This is a genomic window from Sphaerisporangium sp. NPDC049003, from assembly GCF_043197795.1.
Classification (GTDB): Bacteria; Actinomycetota; Actinomycetes; order Streptosporangiales; family Streptosporangiaceae; genus Sphaerisporangium.
In genome coordinates this window covers 1-24,118 of the sequence record NZ_JBICTU010000021.1, presented here as the reverse complement: position 1 = coordinate 24,118, position 24,118 = coordinate 1, and the positions used below count along the sequence as shown (strand labels likewise).

Here is a 24,118-nt window from a genome sequence, read left to right as displayed (position 1 = left end):
CCCGCAGAACGGCGTCATGAGTTACTCACCCGGGGGTCGATGATCGCGTACAGCAGGTCAGCGATGAGCATGAAGACGACCACCCCGATCGAGAAGAGCAGGAAGACGGCCTGGAGCAGGGGGATGTCCGGGCCGCGGAGCGCCTCGTACGACAGCAGGCCGAGGCCGGGCCAGGAGAACACCGTCTCGACGGTGATGGCGCCGCCGATCACGAAGCCCAGGTTCATCAGGATGAGCGTCATCGTCGGGAGCAGCGCGTTCGGCACCGCGTGGCGGCGCCGTACGAGGTCGTCCCTGAGCCCCTTGGCCCTGGCCAGTTGCAGGTAGTCCTGGCCCAGCTCGTCGAGGAGCGAGGCCCGCATGATCGTGGAGTATTCGGCCAGGTAGACCAGCGTCAGCGAGGCCACGGGCAGCACCATGTGCCAGGCGACGTCGAGCATCCCGCCGCCCTCCGGGGTCGCGATGCCGCCGCTCGGGAAGAACGGGAACGCGATCAGGAACATCATGCCGAGCCAGAACTCCGGCATGGCGTAGAGGACCAGCGTGATCGAGGTGGCGCCCCGGTCGAAGCCGCTTCCCCTGCGCCACCCGCTGCGGATCCCGATCCAGACGCCGGCCACCGACGCGATGAGGATGGCGGTGCCGACCAGCAGCACCGTCGGCCAGATCCGCTCGCCGATGACCTCCCAGACCGGGCGGTTGAACCGGGTCGAGTTGATGGTGCCGGCGAAGGGGTTGGCGAGGTAATCCAGGAACTGCGTGCCGATCGGCTGGTTGAGCTGCGCCCGCAGCTTGGCCATCTGGCCCGCGGGCATGTTGCGGCCGCGGTTGTACAGGCCCACCGGGTCGCCGGGCAGCAGCCGGAACAGGAAGAAGTTGAACACCAGGACGAAGAACAGCGTCCCGAGCGACCAGCTCACCTTGCGGACGACGTACCCGCTCGTGCCGGTGAGGAGACGGGGCCGGGCACGCGTGGCGGTGTCCGGGACGGTCGTGACCGCCATGCCTACTCCCGCTCGTCCGCGCCGGCGGCCCGGCGCCTGCGGGAGACCAGGAGCACGGCGCCGCCGCCGAGCAGGACCACCGCGGCGCCGATTCCGGCGAACAAGCCGGGGCCGGACCCGCCCGAGGACGCCCCGCCCTTCTGGGCCGCGGCGGCGACGGGCTGGATGTTCAGGTAGGAGTAGGTGCCGTACTGGAACAGGATCGAGCCGTCGGGGTCGGGCTGGGGCACGAACCCGGTCCAGCGGTCGCTGCGGTAGGCGACGTTGTCGTCGTAGTAGTACGTCAGGGCGTAGGGGGCGTCGTCGTAGACCATCTGCTGCATCCGCTTGACGATCTCGGTCCGCTTGGCCGCGTCGATCTCACCCGACTGCGCGTCGTACAGCTTGTCGTACGCCGGGTCGCAGTAGAAGGAGTCCGAAAGGTCGGCGTAGACCGCGTTGCCGTCCTTGTAGCTCCGCTTGCCGCAGGTGAACACCGAGAGCTGGTAGTCGGGGTCCGGCTCGACCACCCATCCCCACTCGAACATGTCGAACTCGCCACGGCCGATGATCTCGGTCAGCGCGTCCTCCGACACCACCTTGACCTTGACGTCGATGCCCACGTCCTTCAGCCAGCCCTTGACGAACTCGCCGGTGTTCTGCGACTCCTGCGACTCCTGCCGGGTGAACAGGCGCAGCGACAGCTTCTTGCCGTCCTTCTCGCGGATGCCGTCCGATCCCTTGGCGTACCCGGCGGCGTCGAGGAGCTCGTTGGACCTGGACTGGTCGAAGCCCTGCTTGGCGGGCGGGTCGTAGTGCAGGTTCGCGTAGATCGGGGGGACCACCGAGGTGGCGGGCTCGCCGTTGCCGTCGAGCACCCGGTTGACCAGCGTCTTGCGGTCCAGCGCGTAGGAGATGGCCAGGCGGACGTTCTTGTCCTTCAGCGCGGGGCTGCCGTCGCCGATCGGCGTGCCGTCGGCGAGCGCCGCGCCGGTGTTGAACGCGATCTCGTTGAAGCCGCTGTACTTCGAGGCGCGGGTGGTGATGCCCGGCCGGTTCTTCAGTGACTTGAAGACGTTGGCCTCCAGGTCGAAGGCGTAGTCGATCTCGCCTCGGGTCAGCGCCTGCGCCTCGGCGTCGGCGTTGGTGAAGACCCGGTAGACGACCTCGTCGATCTTGGGTGCGCCGCGCCAGTAGCCGGGGTTGGCGGCCATCCGGATGTACTGGCCCTTCTTCCGCTCCACCAGCGTGAACGGTCCTGAGCCGACGATGGGGGAGCCCGACGGCTCGTTGCTGTAGGACTTCACCTTCTTGGCGTCGATGTCCTTCCAGATGTGCTCGGGCAGGATCGGCACGGCGAGGCGGGTCATGATCGGCGTGGGCCGCTTGACGTGCAGCACCAGCGTGGTGTCGTCCGGGGCCTCGGCCTTGGTGATGTTGGTGACGTAGTTGCCGTAGTTGGTCTTCTCGTAGTCACCGTTGATGATCCGGTTGAAGGTGTAGGCGGCGTCCCTCGCGGTGAGAGGCTGTCCGTCCGTCCACTTCACCCCTGAGCGGATCTTGTACGTCCAGCTCTTCTTGTCCGGCGCCTCGGTCCACGACTCGGCGAGCACCGGGGTCGGGGTGAAGTCCTTCGGGCTGTAGCCGATGAGGGGGTCGTACATGAGCCCCCAGACCTCGTAGGCCTCGACGACGATGCCGGTGAAGGGGTTCACCGAGTCCACGTCGGACAGGATGCCGATGGTGAAGACCTTCTTGCCCTGCGACGCGGCGGGGCTCGGGGGAGCGGCGTACGGCGGCGCGGCGTGCGCGGGCGCTGCCAGGCTGCTCCCGGTGATCAGCCCGGTGGCGAGGGCGAGGACCACCCGGGACACGCGTGCGCAGGGAAATATCGGCATATCGTCCTCCGGGGGCGCGATATTCGGGGTGTGAGGTCGGGTACTCGGGACGGTGCGTTCGGGGCGCTGCGTTCGGGACGGTGCGTTCGGGGCGGGAGGAAGGTTCGGTCCGGGCGGCGCCGGAGGCGGGCGAGGTCTGTTCCGGCGGCGGGGCCGGGGCGGGGAGGCTCTGGCCGGGGCTCAGGGCACTCTTGACCGACTGCTCAGTCGGAGTGTTAGCGTCCAGCCATGACAGCACCTCCCACCGCTCCCCGCAGGCCCGCGATCCACTCTCTGCACGGCGTCGACCGGACCGATGACTACGAATGGATGCGGGACGCGGACGCGGTGCGCGGGCACCTGGTCGCAGAGCGGCGGCACTATGAGGCCCAGATGGCACATACCGCCCACCTCCAACAGGAGCTCGTCAGCAAAATGGCTGTACGGACGCCCGAGACTGAGTCTTCAGTCAGTTGGCACCGTGGGGCATTTGTCTACTACAACCGCACGGATTCCGGAAGAGAATTCGGCGAGCTCTGCCGTAAAAAGGATGATAAATCAGGCGAAGCTGCGGTTTCCGTACTTGATCTCGACGCCCTCGCGGCGGCCACCGGCTACGTCGAGCTCGGGGTGTGCGAGGTCAGCCCGTGTGACCGCTACCTGGCCTACTCGGTCGACACCACCGGGGACGAGGTCTACGAGCTGCGCTTCCGCGACCTGACCACCGGCGAGGACCTCCCCGGCCGGGTGCCCGGCACGTACTACACCGGCGCCTGGTCGGCCGACTCCCGGGAGTTCTTCTACACGGTCGTGGACGCGGTCTACCGCCCCTACGAGGTGCGCCGCCACGTCCTCGGCGCCGCTTCCGGGGACGGCGGGACCGGCGACGCGCCGGTGATCCGCGAGGACGACCGGCGCTTCGAGCTCACCGTACGGGCCACGCGGTCCGGCGAGCTGATCACCGTCACGGCCGCCAGCCGCGACACCACCGAGGTCTGGCTGGTCGAGGACGCCGGGCCGCGCTCGGTCGCCGGCCGCCGTCCCGGCCGCGAGTACCGTGTCGACCACGACGCCACCTCGGGCCGCCTGGTCATCGTGACCGACGACGGGCACCCCGAGTTCCGTACGGTCACCGCCTCCCTCGCCACGCCCGGACGGCTCGGAGAGTGGACCGCGCTGGGCGAGCCCGACCCGGCGGAGCGCGTCCACGCGGCCGACTGCTTCGCCCGCCACATCGTGCTCAGCCTGCGCAGGGGCGGGGAACCGCTGCTCCGGATCATCCCGCTCGACGGCGGCGAGCCGTACGAGGTGCGCTCCGAGCTGCCCGCGGGCCGCATCGCGCACGTGCGCAACGAGGTGTACGACACCCGGTCGATCACCATCGAGACCGGCTCGTACACCGAGCCGACGCGCTGGCACTCGCTCGACCTGGACACCGGCGAGCGCACGCTGGTCAAGACCGCCGAGATCCCCGGGTACGACCCGTCGGCGTACGTCAGCGAGCTGCACTGGGTCCCGGCCCGAGACGGCGTCCCGATCCCTGTCACGATCGCCCGCCGGGCCGGCGTGCCGCTGGACGGCTCGGCCCCGTGCCTGCTCCACGGGTACGGCGCCTACGAGGCGACGGACGATCCCGCCTTCGAGACCGCCCTTTCCGTGCTGCTCGACGAGGGCGTGGTGTTCGCCGAGGCGCACATCCGCGGCGGCGGGCAGATGGGCCGCGACTGGTGGTTCCAGGGGCGCTACGGCAACAAGATCAACAGTTTCCACGACTACATCGACGTCGCCGACTGGCTCGCCGACGGCCGGGTCTCCCGCATCGCCACGCGCGGAAGGTCGGCCGGGGGGCTCCTGCAGGCGGCCGTGTACACGCTGCGCCCGGACCGCTGGGCGGCGGTCGTCGCCGAGGTGCCTTTCGTGGACGTCGTCACGACCATGCTGGACGACTCGATCCCGCTGACGGTGAACGAATGGGAGGAATGGGGCGACCCGCGACGCCGGGAGGACTTCGACTGGCTGCTGGCCTACTCGCCGTACGACAACGTCCCCGAGGGGAAGCGCCCGCCGTTGCTGGCGACCGGAGCCGTGCACGACCCGCGGGTGCTGGTCCACGAGCCGGCCAAGTGGGTCGCCAAGCTGCGCGCCACCGGCGACTCGCCCGTCCTGCTCCGCGTCGAGGTCGACGAGGGCGCCCACAGCGGCCCCACCGGCCGCTACGCCCACCTCGCCTACGAGGCCGAGATCTTCGCGTTCATCCTGGACGCCTTCGGCCCGGCACGCACGGTCTGAGCCTTGGGTTACGGCCGTACGGCCGTTCTTCCCGGCCACGGTGTCTCTGGTGCCTCCTTTGAGGCTTCAGCCGATGCCGAGGAAGGCGCGGGCCCGCGCGATCGGCATCGGGGGACGCTGGGCGAGCGACGCCGCCCGCGCGGCCCGCTCGACCAGCTCGGCGTTGTCGCGCACGGGGCGGCCCTTGGCGTAGGTCAGCGTGTCCTCCATGCCGACGCGCAGGTGGCCGCCGCCGGCGAGCGCGCCGAACAGCACCGGCAGTGACGCGCGCCCGACGCCGGTCGCCGACCAGGTGGCCCCCTCCGGCAGCGCCCGTACGGCCGCGGCCATCGTCGCGAGGTCGCCGCCGAACCCTCCGGGAACCCCCATGACCAGGTCACAGTGCACGCGACCGCCGTGGGGCGGGCCGTACCGGTCGAGCAGGCGGTGCAGCGAGACGATGTGGCCGAGGTCGAACAGCTCGAACTCCGGGACGATCCCGAGGCTCTGCGTCGCCTGGTACAGCTCGGCCATGAACGGCCACGGGTTGAGGAACACCTCGTCGCCGAAGTTGACGGTGCCGCAGGTCAGCGAGCACGCGTCCGGACCGGCGTCCAGCACCCTGAGCCGGTCGGCGTAGGAGTCGGTCACCGCGCCGCCGGTGGAGAGCTGGATCACCAGCGAGGTCGCGGCGCGCAGCTCGGCCACCGTGTCCTTCAGCCGGGTCAGGTCGAGCGTCGGACGGGCGTCGTCGTCGCGGATGTGCACGTGGACCACGGCCGCCCCGGCGTCCTCGCATGCCTTCGCGGCCGCCACCAGCTCCTCCAGCGTCACCGGGAGGGCGGGCGCGGCGTCCTTGCTCGTCTCGGCTCCGGTGGGGGCGACCGTGATGAGCGTCGAGGTTGTCATGGCCGAGATATTGCCTGGACGGGGGTGCTTGATACAAGATGTTCGCCTGAGTGACCAGTCAGGAACGAGATTCGTGAGGACGGTGAACGATGCGAGAGTTGTCTTTCCGTGAAGAGGGCGGCTGGACCGCGTCCGCGTTCGCCGTCGACCGCGCTCCTTCCACTGGCCTCAGCGCCGCGCAAGCTCCATGACCGATATCTCCCCCGTCGGCCTGCACCGCGTGCTTGAGCCGCGAGGCGTGCTGCCCCAGGCCGCTCTGCGCCTCGACGCCTCCCCTGACGTGCGCCCCGGCGAGGTCCGTGTCCGCGTCGAACGGCTGAACCTCGACGCCGCCTCCTACCGGCAGCTCTCCTCCAAGCACGACGGCGACGGCGACGCCGTCAGGACCGAGGTCTGCGAGATCATCGGCGACCGGGGCAAGATGCACAACCCGGTGACCGGGTCGGGGGGCATGCTGGTCGGCGTCGTGGACGAGGTCACCCCCGAGTCCCCGCTCGGCCTCAAGCCGGGTGACCGGGTCGCCACCCTGGTCTCCCTCACGCTCACCCCGCTCGTGGTCACCGACCGGCTGGCCGGCTGGGACGGCCTGTCCGAGCAGGTGCCCGCCGAGGGCCACGCGATCCTGTTCGCCCGCTCGATCGCCGCCGTGCTCCCCGCCGACCTGCCGGTCCCGCTCGCGCTGGCCGTCATGGACGTGTGCGGCGCACCGGCACTCACCGCCCGCGTGGTGCGTGAGCACGTCTCACGCCTCCACCCGCATAACGGTGACGGGAGTCGTCCCGGCCCGGTGGTCGCCGTCGTCGGCGCGGCGGGCAAGAGCGGTTCGCTGTCGCTCGCGGCGGCCCGCGGAGCCGGGGCGGCCCGCTTGATCGGGGTCGTCCCCCACGCGGCCGAGGCCGCGCTGCTGGAGGAGTCCGGGCTGGCGGACGCCGTCGTGGTCGCCGACGCCCGCGACCCCGTCGCGCTCTCCGAGGCCGTACGGGGGGCCGGAGGACCGGCGGACGTGACGGTCGTCTGCGTGGACGTGCCGGGGTGCGAGGGCGGGGCGATCCTCGCCACCGGCGACGGCGGCACGGTGGTCTTCTTCTCCATGGCCACCTCCTTCAGCGCCGCCGCCCTCGGGGCGGAGGGGCTGGCGGCCGACGTCACCATGCTCGTCGGCAACGGGTACGTCCCCGGCCACGCCGCCCTGGCACTCGACCTCCTGCGCACCGAACCCGGTGTCAGGAGGCTGTTCGAACACCGGCTGGAGGAAGCGTGAAGCTCGGACTCGACCCTGCCGTCATCGCGAAGGCCAGGGCGCTGGCGGCCCGCGCGGCCGAGCCGGTCATCGAGCTGGCGCGCACCCACACCACCGTCTCGGTCGAGCGGGCGGTGCTCCGGCTCGCCGGGGTCACCGGCGCCGACGCCGACGGCACTCCCTGGGTCAACCGGATCACCGACGCCGTGCGCGAGCAGGCCGGGCTGGAAAACGGTGTCGCCCTCCCCGTCTTCCACGCGCTGAACGAGCACGGCCTCTCGCTCGACGACCCGCTGTCCCTGCTCGCCGCCAGGTTCACCGTCCCGGACGGAGAGCGAGCCGTACGGGCGCGCACACGGGCGCGGGCGGCGGTCGCTCGCGGGATCGCCACCATCGACCACAACCGGGCGGAGCGGCAGCGGCTCCTCGCCAAGCACGGTGACCCGGAGATGCCCTGGATCTATCTGATCGTCGCGACCGGCGACATCTACGAGGACATCCCACAGGCCCAGGCGGCGGCGCGCGAGGGCGCCGACGTCATCGCCGTGATCAGGTCAACCGGCCAGTCGCTGCTGGACTACGTGCCCGAGGGCGCGACCCGGCAGGGGTACGCCGGGACGTACGCCACCCAGGAGAACTTCCGCCTGATGCGCGCCGCGCTGGACGAGGTGTCGGCCGAGCTGGGCCGGTACGTGCGGCTGACGAACTACGCGAGCGGCCTGTGCATGCCGGAGATCGCGACGCTGGCGGGGCTCGAACGGCTCGACATGATGCTCAACGACTGCATGTACGGGATCATCTTCCGTGACATCAACCCGATCCGCACCTTCGTGGACCAGCGGTTCTCCCGTCAGGTCCACGCCCGCGCGGGCATCGTCATCAACACCGGCGAGGACAACTACCTCACCACGGCCGACGCGGTGGACGCGGCGCACACGGTCGTCGCGTCCCAGCTTCTCAACGAGCGGTTCGGGCACGAGGCGGGGCTGGCGGACGGGCAGCTCGGTCTGGGCCACGCTTTCGAGATAAACCCGGAAATTCCGGATTCGTTCAGGCTGGAGCTGGCGCACGCGCTGCTCGTACGGGAGCTGTTCCCCGACGCGCCGCTGAAGTACATGCCGCCCACCAAGCACATGACCGGCAACATCTTCGCCGGTTACCTGCTGGACGCCTTCTTCAACCTCGCCGGGGTCCTGACCGGGCAGTCCATCCTGCTCATCGGCATGATGACCGAGGGCATCCACACGCCCTGGCTGTCCGACCGCGACCTCGCCCTGGAGAACGTCCGCTACGTGCGGCGGGCCGTCGGCGCCCTGCACGAGGACTTCGTCCCGGCCCCCGGCGGCTTCACCGTCGAACGGGCCCGCCAGGTCCTCTCGGAAACCGTCGACCTCCTCGACCGCGTCTGCGACACATCCCTCCTCACCGCCATAGCCCAGGGCACCTTCGGCGTGACCCGCCGCCCCCCGGACCGGGGCAAGGGCCTGGAAGGCGTGGTCCGGCGGTCCGGCACCTACTACAACCCCGCCACCCACCTCCTGGAAACCTCTGAGGACGACGCGTGACGACGGATCTGGAGACGATCAAACAGGTCATCCGGCCCTATGGCGACACCACGGGTGACGGCTTGGTCCAGGTGTCCTTCACCCTGCCGGTGCCGCACGGTCCTCGTGCCGAGGCGGCGGCGGCGCAACTCGCGAGAGGAATGGGACTGGACCCCGCCAGCGTCGTGCACGCCAAGGCGATGGGACCCGACTTCACCTTCTTCATCGTCTACGGCCGGGTCGGGCACCTCATCGACTACGCGGGTATCGACGTCCCGGAAGGCCGGGAATACCCGCTCCTGACCCCGGCCCAGGTCAACCTCGCCATCAAGACGGTGCTCCGGCGCAGGCTCGTGGTCGTCGGCGCCTGCATCGGCACGGACGCCCACACCGTCGGCATCGACGCCATCCTCAACGTCAAGGGGTTCGCCGGGGAGAAGGGGCTTGAGTACTACCGGGAGATCGAGGTGCACAACCTCGGAGCACAAGTCGAGGTCGACGCCCTCGTCGCGCACGCCAAGGCGGTCAACGCGGACGCCGTGCTCGTCTCCCAGGTCGTGACCCAGAAGGGCGCCCACGTCCACAACACCAAGCAGATGGCCGGAGCCTTCACCGACGCGTACCCGACGGCCGTCGGCGGGGGACTCGGCCGCCCGCTCCTGGTGGTCGGCGGCCCCCGCTTCGACACCGTGAGCCCCGCCGACCTCGGCGTCGACCGCATCTTCGGCAAGGGCACCACCCCCGCCGAGGTCGCCGGCTACATCGTCCACGCCCTGATCCCCGAATGGGAGCCCGATGAGTGACACGCCCGGCGGCACGGCAGGAGACTTCCTCGGGCTCACCGTCACCCATCGGCGGTACGTCCCGTACTCCCACGCCCACTACGGCGGAAACCTGGTCGACGGGGCGTACGCGCTCGGCCTGTTCGGCGACGTGGCCACCGAGATGTGCATCCGTACCGACGGCGACGAGGGCCTTTTCGCCTCGTACGCGGACGTGCGGTTCCTCGCGCCGATCCACGCGGGGGACGTCATCGAGGTCTCGGCGACCATGACGCGCGTCGGCAACCGTAGCCGAGCCCTCGCCTTCGAGGCACGGGTGGTGTGCCGGGCGACGCCCTCCGTCTCACCCTCGGCCGCCGAGGTCCTCGCCGTGCCGATCACCGCGGTCACCGCCACGGGAACGGTCGTGGTCCCGCCGCCCGGCACCTGACCTACATGCGCGCCGGCACCGCCTGGATGACGGCCAGGATCGGCTCGTCGTCGAACCCGATGCGGACGCTGTCCGGGTCCTGGCGGATGAAGGCGGGAGGGATCGGTTCCGACACCGACTCCGCGGGCGCGGGCATCGGCCGGAAACCGGCCTCGCGCAGCCGGGCGAGCCATGTCTCGGCCCGCTCGTGACGTTCGTAGCGGTCCTCGTCGTCCGTGGTGCCCACGATGTCGATCACCTCGCGCCGGAAGAACAGCTTCATCGCGTTGCGGTCGGCGTCCGACACGTCCAGCGCGTCTATCAGGCGGAAGACGGCGTGGAAGTGCCGCCAGGAGTTGTGGAACCGCTCGGTCAGCGCCACCCGGTGATGATCGGAGTCCGGCTCGCACAGCACGACGACGTCCGGCTCCGCGGCGCGCAGTTTCGCCAGGAACACGTTCCGCTCGTCGACGCCGGACGCGGTGTCCCGCAGGTGGTGCAGCGCGAACGCGGCGTTCATGACCAGCGGGCGTGGCGCCCGGCGCACCAGGTCCCAGTCCTCGTCGGTCATGTGCTCGGCGAAGCGGGGCACGGCATGGAAGTCCAGCGTGACACCGGTGTCGCGGATGGATCGTTCGGCCTGGTGGAGGCTGGCCACCGCGGGGTCCACCCCGATCACCGTCAGCCGCCCGGGTGCCTGGCCGCGCTTCGCGAGCGCGGTGAGCACCGCCGCCTCCTGGGCTCCCGAGCCGATGCCCACCGACAGCAGGGTGGCCGTGTCCCGTCCCGCGAGGTGACCGGCGAGCAGCGCGCCGCCGATGCGACCGGCCAGAGTCAGCACCGGCAGGTGTTCCGCCATCAGGTCGAACAACTCGATCTGCGGTCGCTCGAAACGGCGTAGGTACAGATTGTCGCGTTCGTCCTGGCAAGTTCCGAGCCTGCGGGCCAAGGCGTCGTGGTAGAGCAGGTAGAGGAAGTCATCGCCCATCCTCTCGGGGTCGATCAGGCCGCGAAGCTTGTCGAGCCGGCGCTGGGCGCTGTCGGCTCGATCCGCGTCCATGTCCTCCACGGCGCGGCAAAGCATGTCGAACTCATGGGCACTCACGTTGGTCCTCTTTGTTTCTGCTCGTGACGGTTACCCGGTGGTGTGAGCCGCAGGGTCTTCCCGCCGTGCTCTGAAAGGGGGCCTCGCGGCGGTCCACGTCCGCCGCGGTGCCAGGCACGTTCGAGACCGGGCACGTTCGGTGAATCCCGTCGTCCGAGGGCTCGGACGACGGTCCTGGGAATGGCCGGATTGATTCTCGATTTCGGACGGGAATCGCTGCGCACCATTCCGTGCCGGCTACCTCCCGCTTCTCCCGATCACTTTTTTCCGCGAAATCGCGACGCAGGACCCGGGCGAATATCCCGCGCCGGGAAAGCATCTTTCTTCGCCAGATCCATGGTGTGATAGCACGCTTAGAATTCACTTGTCCGCGCTTGGTATCGGCTTAAGGGGCCGATTGGGCGCACCGGTCGGTGCCGGTGTCCGAGCCGGGAGTTCGCCCTCTGGGCCGACGCGCGAAGGCCGCATTGACAGACGGCCATGACCGCTCACCAGATGCCGGGCGGTCGCCACGGGGCCGGATCGGGTCATTCCGTCAGGTGCGTCGCGGGAAGGGATTCGGGGGCCGGGCCGCCGTCGTCACCGCCTCGGAAGAACCGGGGCGCGATCGGGCGGTTCGAGGGCCACGCACCGATCGCAGGGACGGCGTCCACCGCTGGCAGGCGGGATGGAAATCCGCGTTCCCCGGTGATTCCGGCCGCCTGGGGAGGACCGGAATCCGGGATGCCGTGAACCCATCTTGACAGTGTCACATGTCGCCCGTCTATGATGACGGACGTCGAATCCGGCAGCGGTTGTCGTGGACATCGAAAGAGCGGTCGTCCTCGGCGTGCCGGCGACGGCCGATCGCCTGTCATGCGAGGTCTGGGGTTGCGGTGCACACGATATGCGGGTGATCAGATGGACGCTTTACGATGACGAATGCGGTAGAAGGGCCTGACGGCCGCGACGAAGTGCCGTCCGGCGAAGAAAGTCACCTATCGCCAGTGTCGCCGGCAGGAATTCCGGCTTCCTGGACAATCGAGCATGACGCGCGGGAAGCATCCCTGGCGTACATCACGAATCACTGGACCGAAGTGCCGTCGAACAGCGCGACAGACACCCTGATCGCATCGCGGTACGCCGATGAGGGCGACCATCTCCTGCCTCGCGGAGGCCGCGGGGGACGGGACCCCGTACCACCCCTCCGCCGGGAGGCCGGTCCACCCGTGACCGCCTCCACCGGCTGTCGCCGATCCGCTCCTTCCCGCTGACGCGGCGGGACGGACGCCGAGCGACTTCTCCACTCCTGTGGCGGCGTTTCCGTTCTCCAACCGAGACGCCGCTGTCTCTGGCCCTTCACGTGGCCGGACTCCAGGCGCGCGATCCCTGGATGACGTCTCCTGCGGCCACGCATGTGACGCGTCCCGGGCCGGCACGCCTGCCTACCACGCGGAAGGACATCTCCTGTGCGCGCCGACGAGACGGCACACAATCCAATGAGCAGTTCCGACGATCGGATCGCGATTGTCGGAGTGTCCTGCCGACTTCCCAAGGCGCCGAATCCTGAGGCGTTCTGGCGGTTGCTCCGGGATGGTGTGGACGCGCTGACGCCCGTACCCGAGGGCCGCTGGGACGTCGATCCGGGCGATGACGCCTCTCCGGATCTCGCGGGCTTCCGGCGCGGTGGATTCCTCGACGGGGTCGACGAGTTCGACCCGGGCTTCTTCGGGATCTCGCCCCGTGAGGCCGTCGCCATGGATCCCCAGCAGCGGTTGACGCTGGAACTGGCGTGGGAGGCGCTCGAAGACGGGGGCATCCTCCCCGCGTCCCTGGCGGGCAGCCGGACGGCGGTGTTCATCGGGGCGATGGGAGACGAGTACGCCCGGTTGCTGGATCGCCAGGGAACCGCCGCCATCGCCCAGCACACCCTGACGGGTCTGAACCGGGGCATCATCGCCAACCGCGTGTCCTACACCCTTGGGTTGCGGGGTCCCAGCCTGACGGTGGACGCCGCGCAGGCCTCGTCCCTGGTCGCCGTCCATCTGGCGGTCGAGAGCCTGCGGAGCGGGGAGTCGGCCCTCGCGCTGGCGGGCGGGGTGAACCTCGGCATCCTGGCGGAGGGCACCCTGGCCGCGGCGAGGTTCGGCGGGCTGTCCCCGGACGGCCGTAGCTTCACCTTCGACGCCCGCGCGAACGGGTTCGTACGCGGCGAGGGCGGGGGCGTCGTCGTGCTCAAGCCGCTGGCCCGCGCGCTGGCGGATCAGGACCGGATCTACTGCGTGATCCGGGGCAACGCGGTGAACAACGACGGCGCCACCGACGGGTTGACCGTGCCCGACGCCGACGCCCAGTCGGACGTGGTGCGGCGAGCGTGCGCGCGGGCCGGTGTCTCGCCCGTGCGGGTGCAGTACGTGGAGTTGCACGGCACCGGTACCAGGCTCGGCGATCCGATCGAGGCCGCCGCCCTCGGTTCGGCGGTAGGCGCCTCTCGCCCAGCGGACAGCCCGCTGGTCGTCGGGTCCGTCAAGACCAATGTCGGTCATCTGGAGGCGGCCGCCGGCATCGTGGGCCTGCTCAAGGTCGCCCTGAGCATCAAGGCGCGGACCCTGCCGGCGAGTCTGAACTTCGAATCGCCTTCTCCGGCCATCCCGCTCGACGAGCTGAACCTGCGCGTGCGGACGGCTTCGGGCCCCTGGCCCTGTCCGGATCAGCCCCTGATCGCCGGCGTCAGCTCGTTCGGGATGGGCGGCACCAACGCTCACGTGATCATGGAGGAGGCGCCGCCGGTCGCCGAGCCCTCCTCGGCCGGCCCCGTGGAGGACCGTGGCGGGCCCGGGGTGGTGCCCTGGGTGCTTTCCGGCCGGTCGGAGGCGGCGCTGGCCGCGCAGGCCGCCCGGTTGGCGGAGCGCGTCGAGGCCGATCCCGGGCTGCGTCCGGTGGACGTGGGCCACAGCCTCGCGACCACGCGCACCACCTTCGAGCACCGGGCGGTGGTACTGGGGAGCGAGCGCGGCGACCTCCTCCAGGGCCTGACCGCACTGGCCGGTGACGCCGCGACGCCCAACCTCGTGCGGGGCACGGCCGTGCCCGGCAAGACCGTGTTCGTCTTCCCCGGCCAGGGGTCCCAGTGGGCCGGCATGGCCGTCGAGCTCTCCGAAGCCTCCGCTGTGTTCGCCGGGGCGCTCGACGAGTGCGCCGAGGCCCTGGTTCCGCATGTGCGCTGGAACCTCGGCGAGGTGCTCCGTGACCCCGCCGCTCTCCAGTCCGTCGAGGTCGTGCAGCCGGCTCTGTTCGCGGTGATGGTCTCCCTCGCGCGGCACTGGGAGGCGCACGGGGTGCGCCCCGATGCCGTGGTCGGGCATTCCCAGGGTGAGATCGCCGCGGCCTGCGTCGCCGGTGCGGTGAGCCTGGCGGACGCCGCCCGGATCGTGGCCCTGCGCAGCCAGGCCCTCACCCGCCTGGCGGGTACGGGCGGGATGGCCTTCCTGGGGCTCCCCGCCGACGAGGTCCGCGCCGAACTGGCCGGTCGGGGCGGGCGCCTGGCCGTCGCCGCGGTCAACGGCCCCGCCGCGACCGTCGTGTCCGGAGACGCGGACGCCGTCGCCGAGACGGTGGCCGACCTGCAAGCCAGGGGAGTCCACGCGCGGGTGGTCGCGGTCGACTACGCCTCCCACTGCGCGCATGTGGAGGTGCTACGGGAGCCGATCCTCGACGGGCTCGGTTCGATCCAGCCGTCTGCCGGCCGGGTCCCTTTCTGCTCGACCGTCACCGGCGAGATCATGGACACCGCCGGGCTCGACGCCGCCTACTGGTACCGGAACCTTCGCCGGCCGGTCGACTTCGAACGCGCGGTCCGCGGCCTGCTTGCGGCGGGATATCAGCGCTTCATCGAGATCAGCCCGCACCCCGTACTGACCAGCGCGATCACGCACACGGCCGCCGACGCGGGCTCCCCCGTCGCCGTCATCGACTCACTTCGCCGGGACGACGGCGGCCCCGCCCGCTTCACGACCTCACTCGCCCACGCTCACGTCAGCGGCGCACCGGTCGACTGGACCACCACGCTCACCGCCGGCCGGCGGGTCGGCCTGCCGACCTACGCCTTCCAGCGCCGGTCGTACTGGCCCGGCGCGACGGCCCGGCCCGCCCGCGCCGTAGTCGCGGGGGACGGAGCCGGCGAGCTCCCGCAGGCCGCGCGGACGCCGGACGTTCCCGGTAAGGCGGCCTCGTCGCTCTCCGGCCGGCTGACCGCGGCGGGCACGGAGGAGCGGCCTCGGATCCTGCTGGAGTTCGTGCGGGCACACGCCGCGGCGGTCATGGGTCATGCCGGCCCTGACGCCGTCGAGCCCGGGCAGACGTTCAAGAACCTGGGGTTCGACTCGCTCATGGCGGTCGAGCTCGGCAACCGGCTGACCGACGCGGCCGGGCTGCGACGCGATGCCACGCTCGTCTACGCCCATCCCACCCCCGAAGCGCTCGCCCGCCACCTCGGTGAGGCAGTGGGGGGCGACGGCCGCACGGGAGCGCCGCGAGAGCAGGACGCGGAGGCCAGGGCCGGCGAACCGATCGCGATCATCGGAATGGCCTGCCGTTATCCGGGTGGTGTCGGGTCACCGGAGGACCTGTGGCGGCTGGTGGCGGACGAGGTCGACGCGACGGGACCGTTCCCGGGCGATCGAGGGTGGGACCTGGGCAGGCTGTACGACCCGCGGCCGGGAGTGCCGGGCCGGACCTATGTCCGGCGAGGGGGCTTCCTCGACGCCGCCGCCTTCGACGCCGGCTTCTTCGGGATCGGCCCTCGGGAGGCCGCCGCGATGGATCCCCAGCAGCGGCTGCTGCTGGAGGTCGCCTGGGAGGCGTTCGAACGGTCCGGCATCGATCCGGCAACGCTGCGCGGCGAACCCGTCGGGGTGTTCGTCGGCGCCGGAGCCCAGGAGTACGGCCCGCGCCTGTACGAGCCGGCGGGGGGCCACAACGGCTACCTGCTGACCGGGAACTCACCCAGCGTCGCGTCCGGGCGGATCGCGCACACCTTCGCCTTCGAAGGCCCGAGCATCACGGTCGACACCGCCTGCTCCTCCTCCCTGGTCGCCATGCACCTGGCCTCCCAGGCCCTGCGTCAGGGCGAATGCGCGATGGCACTGGCCGGTGGCGCCGCCGTCCTGTCCAGCCCCGGATTGTTCGTCGAGTTCAGCATGCAGCGGGGGCTGTCCCACGACGGCCGGTGCAAGCCCTTCGCCGCCCAAGCAGACGGCACCGCCTGGGGGGAGGGCGTCGCCCTCGTACTCATGGAGCGCCTGTCCGACGCCCGGCGTCTGGGTCACCAGGTGCTCGCGGTGGTCCGGGGATCCGCGGTGAACCAGGACGGCGCGAGCAACGGTCTGACCGCGCCGAACGGGCTGTCACAGCAGCGTGTGATCAGGCAGGCGCTGACGGCCGCCGGGCTCACCGAAGGCGACGTGGACGCGGTGGAGGCCCACGGCACCGGCACCACCGTGGGCGACCCGATCGAAGCCCAGGCCATCATCGCCACCTATGGGCAGAACCGGCCGGCCGATCAGCCACTGTGGCTGGGGTCGGTGAAGTCCAACATCGGTCACACTCAGGCCGCGGCCGGGGTCGGCGGTGTGATCAAGCTGGTCATGGCGATGGAGCATCGCCTCCTGCCCAAGACCCTGCACGTCGACGAGCCCAGCCCGCACGTCGACTGGGCCGGTGGGGCGGTGTCGCTGCTCACCGAACCGCGGCCCTGGCACCCGTACGGGCGGCCGCGGCGGGCGGCTGTGTCGTCCTTCGGGATCAGCGGCACGAACGCGCACCTCATCCTGGAGGAGGCGCCGCCGGCTGAAGGACCCGCGACGGCAGAACCCACCGACGCGGGCACGGAAGAGCGTCGCGTGGTGCCGTGGCTCCTGTCGGGAAGGTCCGAGGGCGCGCCGCGTGCGCAGGCCGCTCGACTGGCGGAGTTCGTCCGGGCCGATCCCGAGCTGCGGCCGGTCGACGTGGCCCACAGCCTGGCCGCCACCCGCGCCGTGTTCGAGCATCGTGCGGCGGTGATGGGAAGCGAGCGCGCGGACTTCCTCCATGGCCTGACCGCGCTGGCCGAGGGAACCGCGGCCCCCGACGTCGCGCAGGGCGTGCCCGCGCACGGCAAGACGGTGTTCGTCTTTCCCGGGCAGGGATCCCAGTGGGCGGGAATGGCCGTCGAGCTGGCCGAACACTCACCGGTCTTCGCCGACGCGCTCGCCGAGTGCGCCGATGCCCTGGCCCCGTACGTTCAGTGGGACCTGCGTGAGGTGCTCCACGATGCCGCCGCTCTGGCCCGTGTGGACGTCGTGCAGCCCGCACTGTTCGCCGTCATGGTGTCCCTGGCCCGCGAATGGGAGGCCCACGGCGTTCGCCCGGACGCCGTCGTCGGTCATTCCCAGGGGGAGATCGCCGCGGCGTATGTCGCGGGAGCCCTGTCCTTGGCGGACGCCGCGCGCGTCGTCGCTCTGCGCAGCCAGGCACTGACCGCCCTCGCCGGCACCGGCGGCATGGCGTTCCTGGGTGTGCCGGCTGATCAGGTCCGCGAGGAACTGGCCGGTTGGCCGGGGCGTCTTTCTGTGGCCACCGTCAACGGCCCGGCCGCCACCGTGGTGTCGGGGGACGCGGACGCGGTCGAGGAGATCATGGCGGTCTACCGTGCCAGGGGGGCGCAGGCCCGGAGGGTCGCGGTGGACTACGCCTCTCACTGCCCGCATGTGGAAGCCCTTCGTGAGCCGATCCTCGAAGCGCTCGCCGCGACCGCGCCACGGGCGGGGCGGATCCCGTTCTACTCCACCGTCACAGGGGAGGCGCAGGACACCGCTGAGCTGGACGCGGGCTACTGGTACCGCAACCTGCGCCATGGTGTCGAGTTCGAACGTACGATCCGCACCCTGATCCAGCAGGGACACGACCGTTTCGTCGAGGTCAGCCCGCATCCGGTGCTGACCGGCGCGATCGAGGACACGGCGGCCGACGCGGGCGCCACCGTCGCGGTCATCGGGTCGCTGCGCCGCCAGGAGGGCGGTCCCGCGCGCTTTCGCGCCTCGCTCGCCGACGCCTGGGTCAGCGGCGCGCCGGTCGACTGGTCGCCGGTCCTCGGAGCCGGACGCCGCCTGGCCCTGCCCACGTACGCGTTCCAGCGCCGGTCCTACTGGCTGGCTCCCACCCTCGGCGCGGGCGACGTGACGCGGGCAGGGGTGGACGCGGCGGATCACCCGTTGCTCGGCGTGGCGGTGGAGGTGGCCGACGGCGCGGGTGTCATCCTCACGGGCTCGTTGTCGCGAAGCGCGCACCCGTGGCTGGCCGATCACGCGGTGCTGGGCCGCGTCCTGCTGCCGGGCGCGGCGTTCGCGGAACTGGCGCTGCACGCGGCGGAACGTCTGAACTGCGACGGGATCGAGGAGCTGACACTGGAGGCTCCGCTGGCGGTGCCGGATGAGGGCGGGCAGGTGTCCGTCCAGCTCGTCATCGCCGGACCCGGCGACGAGGGGCGGCGCTCGTTCACGATCCATTCCCGCCGGGGCGGGGCCGCGGCGGACGGGGACCGGTGGACGAGGAACGCCTCCGGCGTGCTGGCGCCTCTGAGCGCCGGCGAGGAGGAGCACCTGGAGGTGTGGCCGCCGGCGGGTGCTGAGGCGATGGCCCTCGATGGGGTGTACGAGCGGCTGGCCGAGCGGGGATACGAGTACGGGCCGGCCTTCCAGGGGGTGCACGCGGTCTGGCGGCGGGGCGAGGAGCTCTTCGCCGAGGTGCGCCTGCCGGAGCCGGTGGACTGCGACGGCTACGGGATCCACCCGGCGGCGCTGGACGCGGCCCTGCACGCCATCCTCATAGCGGGTGCGTCTGCCGGTGCCGGTGACAGTGCGGTGCGTCTGCCGTTCTCCTGGAGTGGGGTGCGCCTGTTCGCCACAGGGGCGCGGGCGTTGCGCGTCCGGGTGGCCCCTACGTCCGCCGACGCCGTCAGCGTGGTCTGCGCGGACTCGGACGGGGCGCCGGTCGCGCTGGTGGAGGAGCTCACGCTCCGGCCGGTGAGCGCGGAGCAGCTGGCCCTGCTCGACCGTCCCGTCGCCGGTGAGGGTCGTGACGCAGGGACGCACCTTCTCTCGTGGACCCCGATCGACGCGGTCGAGACGCCGGCGGACTCCGCCTCGGACCCCGCATCTGGCACCGCCTCGGACCCCGCCTCGACCTGGGCGGTCGTACGGGTCGGCGCCGACGAGCAGGACCGCCAGGGGACGGAGCCGCTTCCCGGCCTTCCGCCCGGCCGGCGGTTCGCCGATCTGGATCAGCTACGCGCGTGGCTCGACGATCAGCCGGCCCCCACAGGGCCTGCCGTGGTGGTCGCCTTGGTGGACGCGGACGAGAACTGGGAGAGCGCCTCCGCGGCCGCCGGCCGCGTCGAGGACGTGCTGAGCCTGGTGCGGAGCTGGCTCGCCGACGAGCGGTTCGGCACGTCGCGGCTGGTGGTGCTGACACGTGATGCGGTCGCGGCGCTCGACGGCGAGAGCGTCAGCGACGTGTCGGCCGCCGTGTGGGGGCTGGTCCGTACCGCGCAGACCGAGAATCCGCAGCGGCTGGTGTTGCTCGACGTCGACGCCCGTCAGACGTCCAAGGACGCGCTGCCGGGTGCGATCAGGACCGCGTTGGCGGGAGGCGAGTCTCAGCTCGCGGTTCGTGAGGGGCGGCTGCTGGCGGCACGGGTGGTCCCTTATCCCGTTCACCAGGCCGCGCTGGTGCCGCCGGGGCTGAGCGGCTGGCGGCTGGAGGTGACCGACCAGGGCGGTCTGGACGCCCTGGCGCTGGTCGACGCCCCGGAGCTGACCGGTGGGCTGGAACCCGGGCAGGTACGTGTCGCGCTGCGGGCGGCCGGGCTGAACTTCCGGGACGTACTCATCACGCTGGGCATGCTGGCCGACCGCAGGGTGCTCAGGGAGGGCGCCGGAGTCGTCGTCGAGGTCGGCGCGGAGGTCGCGGGAGTGCGGCCGGGCGACCGGGTGATGGGGCTGTTCCCGAACGGCGCAGGACCGGTGACGGTGACGGATCACCGCCTGGTCGCCCCGATTCCCGCAGACTGGTCGTTCGCGCAGGCGGCCGGGGTACCGGTCGTGTTCCTGACCGCGTTCCACGCGCTTGTGGACCTGGCCGGACTGAGGCAGGGGGAATCGCTCCTGGTTCACGCCGGGGCCGGTGGTGTGGGCATGGCGGCGATCCAGCTCGCCCGGCATCTGGGCGCGGAGGTCTACGCGACCGCGAGTGAGGGCAAGTGGGACACCCTGCGCGGCCTCGGGGTGGACGACGGGCGGATCGCCTCCACCCGGGACCCGGCCTTCGGCCGGCGTTTCCTGGGGGCCACCGGGGGGCGCGGTATGGATGTGGTGCTGAACTCGCTGGCCCGGGAGTTCGTCGACGCCTCCCTGGATCTGCTGCCCCGTGGCGGCCGTTTCATCGAGATGGGCAAGACCGACCTCCGCGACCCCGATGAGATCGCCAAGACCCATCCGGGCGTCGCCTACCAGGCGTTCGACCTGTTGCTGCTGGAGCCCGACCGTGTTCAGCGGATGTTCGTGGAGCTGGCGCGGCTGTTCGAGCGGGGAGTGCTCCAGCCGTTGCCGGTGACCTGCTGGGACATCCGGCAGGCTCCGCGGGCCTTCCGGTTCATGAGTCAGGCCCGTCATGTCGGGAAGATCGTGCTCACGGTGCCCGCGCCGTTCGACCCCGAGGGCACGGTTCTGATCACCGGTGGAACCGGGACGCTGGGCTCGTTCGTGGCCCGGCACCTCGTCCGCCGGTACGGCGCCCGCAGTCTCCTGCTGGCCAGCCGGCGCGGACCGGACGCGGAAGGGGCCGTGGAACTGGCGGCGGAACTCGCCGAACTCGGCGCGCGGGTGGAGATCGCCGCATGCGACACCGGCGACCGCGACGCTCTGGCCGGTCTGCTCAAGGGACGCGAGCTGACCATGGTGATCCACGCCGCGGGCGTGTTGCGCGACGGCGTCATCGGCTCCTTGACACCGGAGCGGTTCCAGGAGGTGTGGCGTCCGAAGGCCCAGGCGGCCTGGAACCTGCACGAGCTCACCCGCGATCAGGACCTGGCCGCGTTCGTCATGTTCTCCTCGGTCCTCGGCACGCTGGGCGGTCCCGGGCAGGCCAACTACGCGGCCGCCAACGCCTACCTCGACGCCCTGGCGCATCACCGCCACGTGCGGGGCCTGCCCGCCCTCTCCCTCGCCTGGGGACTGTGGGAAGAGGGCAGCGGCATGACCGGGAGCCTCACCACCACCGACCTGCGGCGGATGTCCCGTTCGGGCCTCAGACCCCTCACCACCGAGTTCGGTCTCGCCCTGTTCGACGGGGCGTTGTCGACCGGCGATCCGTTCCTGCTGCTCACGGAGTTCGACGGGGCGGCGCTGGCCGCCGCGGTCCGTGAAGGGACCGTGCCGCCGCTGCTGCGGGGGCTGGTCCGCGCACCGGCCCGGCGCACCGCCGGTGCCGCCGCTCCCGCAGGCACCGCCTCGTTCGCCGAGCGGCTCGCCGGGCTGACCGGCGAGGCCAGGCACGGCCTGTTGCTCGACCTGGTTCGCGGTCACGTGGCCGCGACCCTCGGGCACGCCGACCCCGGCGGCGTCGACGTCCGCCGCGCGTTCAAGGAGATCGGCTTCGACTCCCTGTCCGCGGTCGAACTTCGCAACCGCCTCAACACGGCGACCGGCCTGCGCCTCCCCTCAAGCCTCATCTTCGACCACCCGACTCCGGAAGCGGTCGCGCTCCACCTGAACGCCACGGTCCCCGGGCCCGCCGCGGAGGCCGACAGGGAGGAGAGCGCCGTACGCGCCAAGCTCGCCGCCATTCCGCTGCGGAAGCTACGTGAAACCGGACTGCTGGAGCAGTTGCTCGCCCTCGCCGACGGTTCACCGGCGCCCGACACCGTGCGGACTCCGAGTACCGACGACATCGACACCATGGACCCCCGCGCCCTTCTAGAGCTGGCCCGCGAGTACTCCTCGCCGCCAAGTGGATCGGAGAGTTGAGATGAAGGCATCCGACCAAGAGCTCGTAGAGGCGCTGCGTCGCTCTCTGAAAGAGATCCAGTCGCTGAAGCAGGCCAACCAGCGTTCGGCCGACCAGGCACGCGAACCGATCGCCATCGTGGGCATCGGCTGCCGCTATCCGGGCGGGGTGCGCTCGGCGCGGGATCTGGGGCGGTTGGTCGCGGACGGGGTGGACGCGATCGGGGCGTTCCCCGTCAACCGGGGGTGGGACCTCGACGGGTTGTTCCATCCGGACCCTGACCACGCCGGAACCACGTACGCGCGGGAAGGTGGGTTCCTGCACGACGCGGACGGGTTCGACGCGGAGTTCTTCGGCATCTCGCCGCGTGAGGCGCTGGGGATGGATCCCCAGCAGCGGGTGGCGCTGGAGGTCGCCTGGGAGACGCTCGAACACGCGGGCCTCGACCCGGCCGGCTTGCGCGGCACCGCGACGGGCGTGTTCGTCGGAGCTCTGACCTCCGAGTACGGCCCCCGCCTGCACGAACCGGCCGCGGGTCACGACGGCTACCTGCTGACCGGGAGCACGTTGAGCGTGGCGTCCGGGCGTATCTCCTATGTGCTGGGTTTGGAGGGTCCGGCGATCACGGTGGACACGGCGTGTTCGTCCTCGCTGGTGGCGATCCATCTGGCCGTTCAGGCGTTGCGCCGGGGTGAGTGCGCGCTGGCGCTGGCCGGCGGTGTCACGGTCATGGCGACCCCCGGCATGTACGTGGAGTTCTCGCGGCAGCGGGGGCTGGCGTCCGATGGACGGTGCAAGGCGTTCGCCGCGGCGGCCGATGGGACCGGCTGGGGCGAGGGCGCCGGGATGCTGTTGCTGGAGCGGGTGTCCGACGCCCGTCGTCTGGGTCACCGGGTGCTGGCGGTGATCCGGGGGACGGCGGTGAACCAGGACGGGGCTTCGAATGGTCTGACGGCTCCGCATGGTCCTTCGCAGCAGCGTGTGATTCGTGCGGCTTTGGCCAATGCGGGGATCGCCGCGGCTGATGTCGATGTCGTCGAGGCTCATGGCACCGGGACCACGCTGGGTGATCCGATCGAGGCGCAGGCGATCATCGCCACCTATGGGCAGGACCGGCCGGCCGATCGGCCGTTGTGGCTGGGCTCACTGAAATCCAACATCGGCCACACCATGGCCGCCGCCGGCGTGGGCGGTGTGATCAAGATGGTCGCGGCGATGGAGCGGGGGGTGTTGCCGAGGTCGTTGCATGTGGACGAGCCGAGTCCGCATGTGGACTGGTCTGGTGGGGCGGTGTCGCTGCTGGCCGAGTCGCGGGGGTGGCCGGGGGGCGACCGGGTCAGGCGTGCGGGTGTGTCGTCGTTCGGTATCAGCGGTACGAACGCTCATCTGATCCTTGAGGAGCCGCCGGCCGTTGCGGAGGAGCCGCCGGTCGTCGACGGTGATGGTGGGTCGTCGTTGGTGGTGTGGCCGCTTTCGGGGCGGAGCGAGGAGGCGTTGCGGGCGCAGGCGGAGCGGTTGGGGGGTTATCTGGCTGGTCGTCCGGGTGTGGATGCGGTGGCGGTGGCTCATGGTCTGGCCAGGGGGCGGACGCATTTCGCGCACCGGGCCGTGATCGTGGGTCCGGAATCCGGTGGTGTGGAGCAGGCTTTGGGGGCTGTTGCCGGGGGGCTTTCTCATCCGGGTGTGGTGTGTGGGTTGTCTGCGCGGGGTGTGGGGAGGACGGTGTTTGTTTTTCCTGGTCAGGGGTCGCAGCAGCCGGGTATGGGGTTGGGGTTGTATGAGGCGTTCGGTGTGTTTCGCCGGGCGTTGGATGAGTGTGATGAGGCGTTGCGCCCGTATACCGGTTGGTCGGTGGTGGGGGTGTTGCGGGGGGATGTGGGTGCCCCGGCTTTGGTGGGTGCTGATGTGGTGCAGCCGGTGTTGTTCGGGGTGATGGTGGCGCTGGCGCGGTTGTGGCGTTCGTGGGGGATTGTTCCTGACGC

At 71.0% G+C, this 24,118-nt stretch carries 11 protein-coding genes; 7 read left to right on the top strand and 4 right to left on the bottom strand.

Going from position 1 to position 24,118, the window contains the following annotated elements; genetic code table 11:
* Window positions 1-14: 14 nt before the first annotated feature.
* Together ACGFIV_RS22825 and ACGFIV_RS22820 are read right to left on the bottom strand one after the other, a co-directional pair.
* Entirely contained in the window at window positions 15-1,004 is a 990-nt protein-coding gene (locus tag ACGFIV_RS22825) for an ABC transporter permease (RefSeq protein WP_358559369.1), read from the bottom strand.
* 2 nt (window positions 1,005-1,006) lie between these two features.
* Complete coding sequence (locus ACGFIV_RS22820) at window positions 1,007-2,881, bottom strand: ABC transporter substrate-binding protein (RefSeq protein WP_392837484.1); 1,875 nt, start codon at window positions 2,879-2,881, stop codon at window positions 1,007-1,009.
* Window positions 2,882-3,109: 228 nt separating this feature from the next.
* On the opposite strand from ACGFIV_RS22820, the gene ACGFIV_RS22815 reads away from it, so the two are divergent.
* Window positions 3,110-5,149: a S9 family peptidase gene (locus ACGFIV_RS22815; protein WP_392837482.1), complete on the top strand. Its 2,040-nt coding sequence runs from the start codon at window positions 3,110-3,112 to the stop codon at window positions 5,147-5,149.
* 66 nt (window positions 5,150-5,215) lie between these two features.
* On the opposite strand, the gene ACGFIV_RS22810 is transcribed toward ACGFIV_RS22815, so the two are convergent.
* Complete coding sequence (locus ACGFIV_RS22810; protein ID WP_358557079.1) at window positions 5,216-6,037, bottom strand: 3-keto-5-aminohexanoate cleavage protein; 822 nt, start codon at window positions 6,035-6,037, stop codon at window positions 5,216-5,218.
* 187 nt (window positions 6,038-6,224) lie between these two features.
* Between ACGFIV_RS22810 and ACGFIV_RS22805 the strand changes: the two genes are divergently transcribed.
* From ACGFIV_RS22805 to ACGFIV_RS22790, 4 genes are read left to right on the top strand one after another with little or no spacing between them, the layout of a single operon-like run.
* A complete protein-coding gene (locus tag ACGFIV_RS22805) occupies window positions 6,225-7,298 on the top strand; it encodes an L-erythro-3,5-diaminohexanoate dehydrogenase (RefSeq protein ID WP_358557077.1) in 1,074 nt (357 codons plus the stop codon).
* On the top strand, window positions 7,295-8,842 hold the full coding sequence (locus tag ACGFIV_RS22800) for a lysine 5,6-aminomutase subunit alpha (protein WP_392837479.1): 1,548 nt from the start codon (window positions 7,295-7,297) through the stop codon (window positions 8,840-8,842). The genes ACGFIV_RS22805 and ACGFIV_RS22800 overlap by 4 nt, the downstream gene beginning before the upstream one ends.
* Window positions 8,839-9,624 (top strand): OAM dimerization domain-containing protein, encoded by a 786-nt coding sequence (locus ACGFIV_RS22795; RefSeq protein WP_392837477.1) that lies wholly within the window; start codon window positions 8,839-8,841, stop codon window positions 9,622-9,624. Before ACGFIV_RS22800 ends, ACGFIV_RS22795 begins: the two co-directional genes overlap by 4 nt.
* Window positions 9,617-10,033, top strand: a complete 417-nt coding sequence (locus ACGFIV_RS22790) for a hotdog domain-containing protein (protein ID WP_358557069.1) — start codon at window positions 9,617-9,619, stop codon at window positions 10,031-10,033. Before ACGFIV_RS22795 ends, ACGFIV_RS22790 begins: the two co-directional genes overlap by 8 nt.
* Window position 10,034: 1 nt before the next feature.
* Here ACGFIV_RS22790 and ACGFIV_RS22785 read toward each other — a convergent pair whose 3' ends face one another.
* Window positions 10,035-11,117, bottom strand: coding sequence for a GRAS family protein (locus ACGFIV_RS22785; protein ID WP_358557066.1), 1,083 nt, complete (start codon window positions 11,115-11,117; stop codon window positions 10,035-10,037).
* A gap of 1,478 nt (window positions 11,118-12,595) precedes the next feature.
* On the opposite strand from ACGFIV_RS22785, the gene ACGFIV_RS22780 reads away from it, so the two are divergent.
* Entirely contained in the window at window positions 12,596-22,156 is a 9,561-nt protein-coding gene (locus ACGFIV_RS22780) for a type I polyketide synthase (RefSeq protein WP_392837474.1), read from the top strand.
* A 1-nt stretch (window position 22,157) separates the two neighbouring features.
* The coding region (locus ACGFIV_RS22775; protein ID WP_392837472.1) for a type I polyketide synthase at window positions 22,158-24,118 on the top strand (1,961 nt) is incomplete at its 3' end.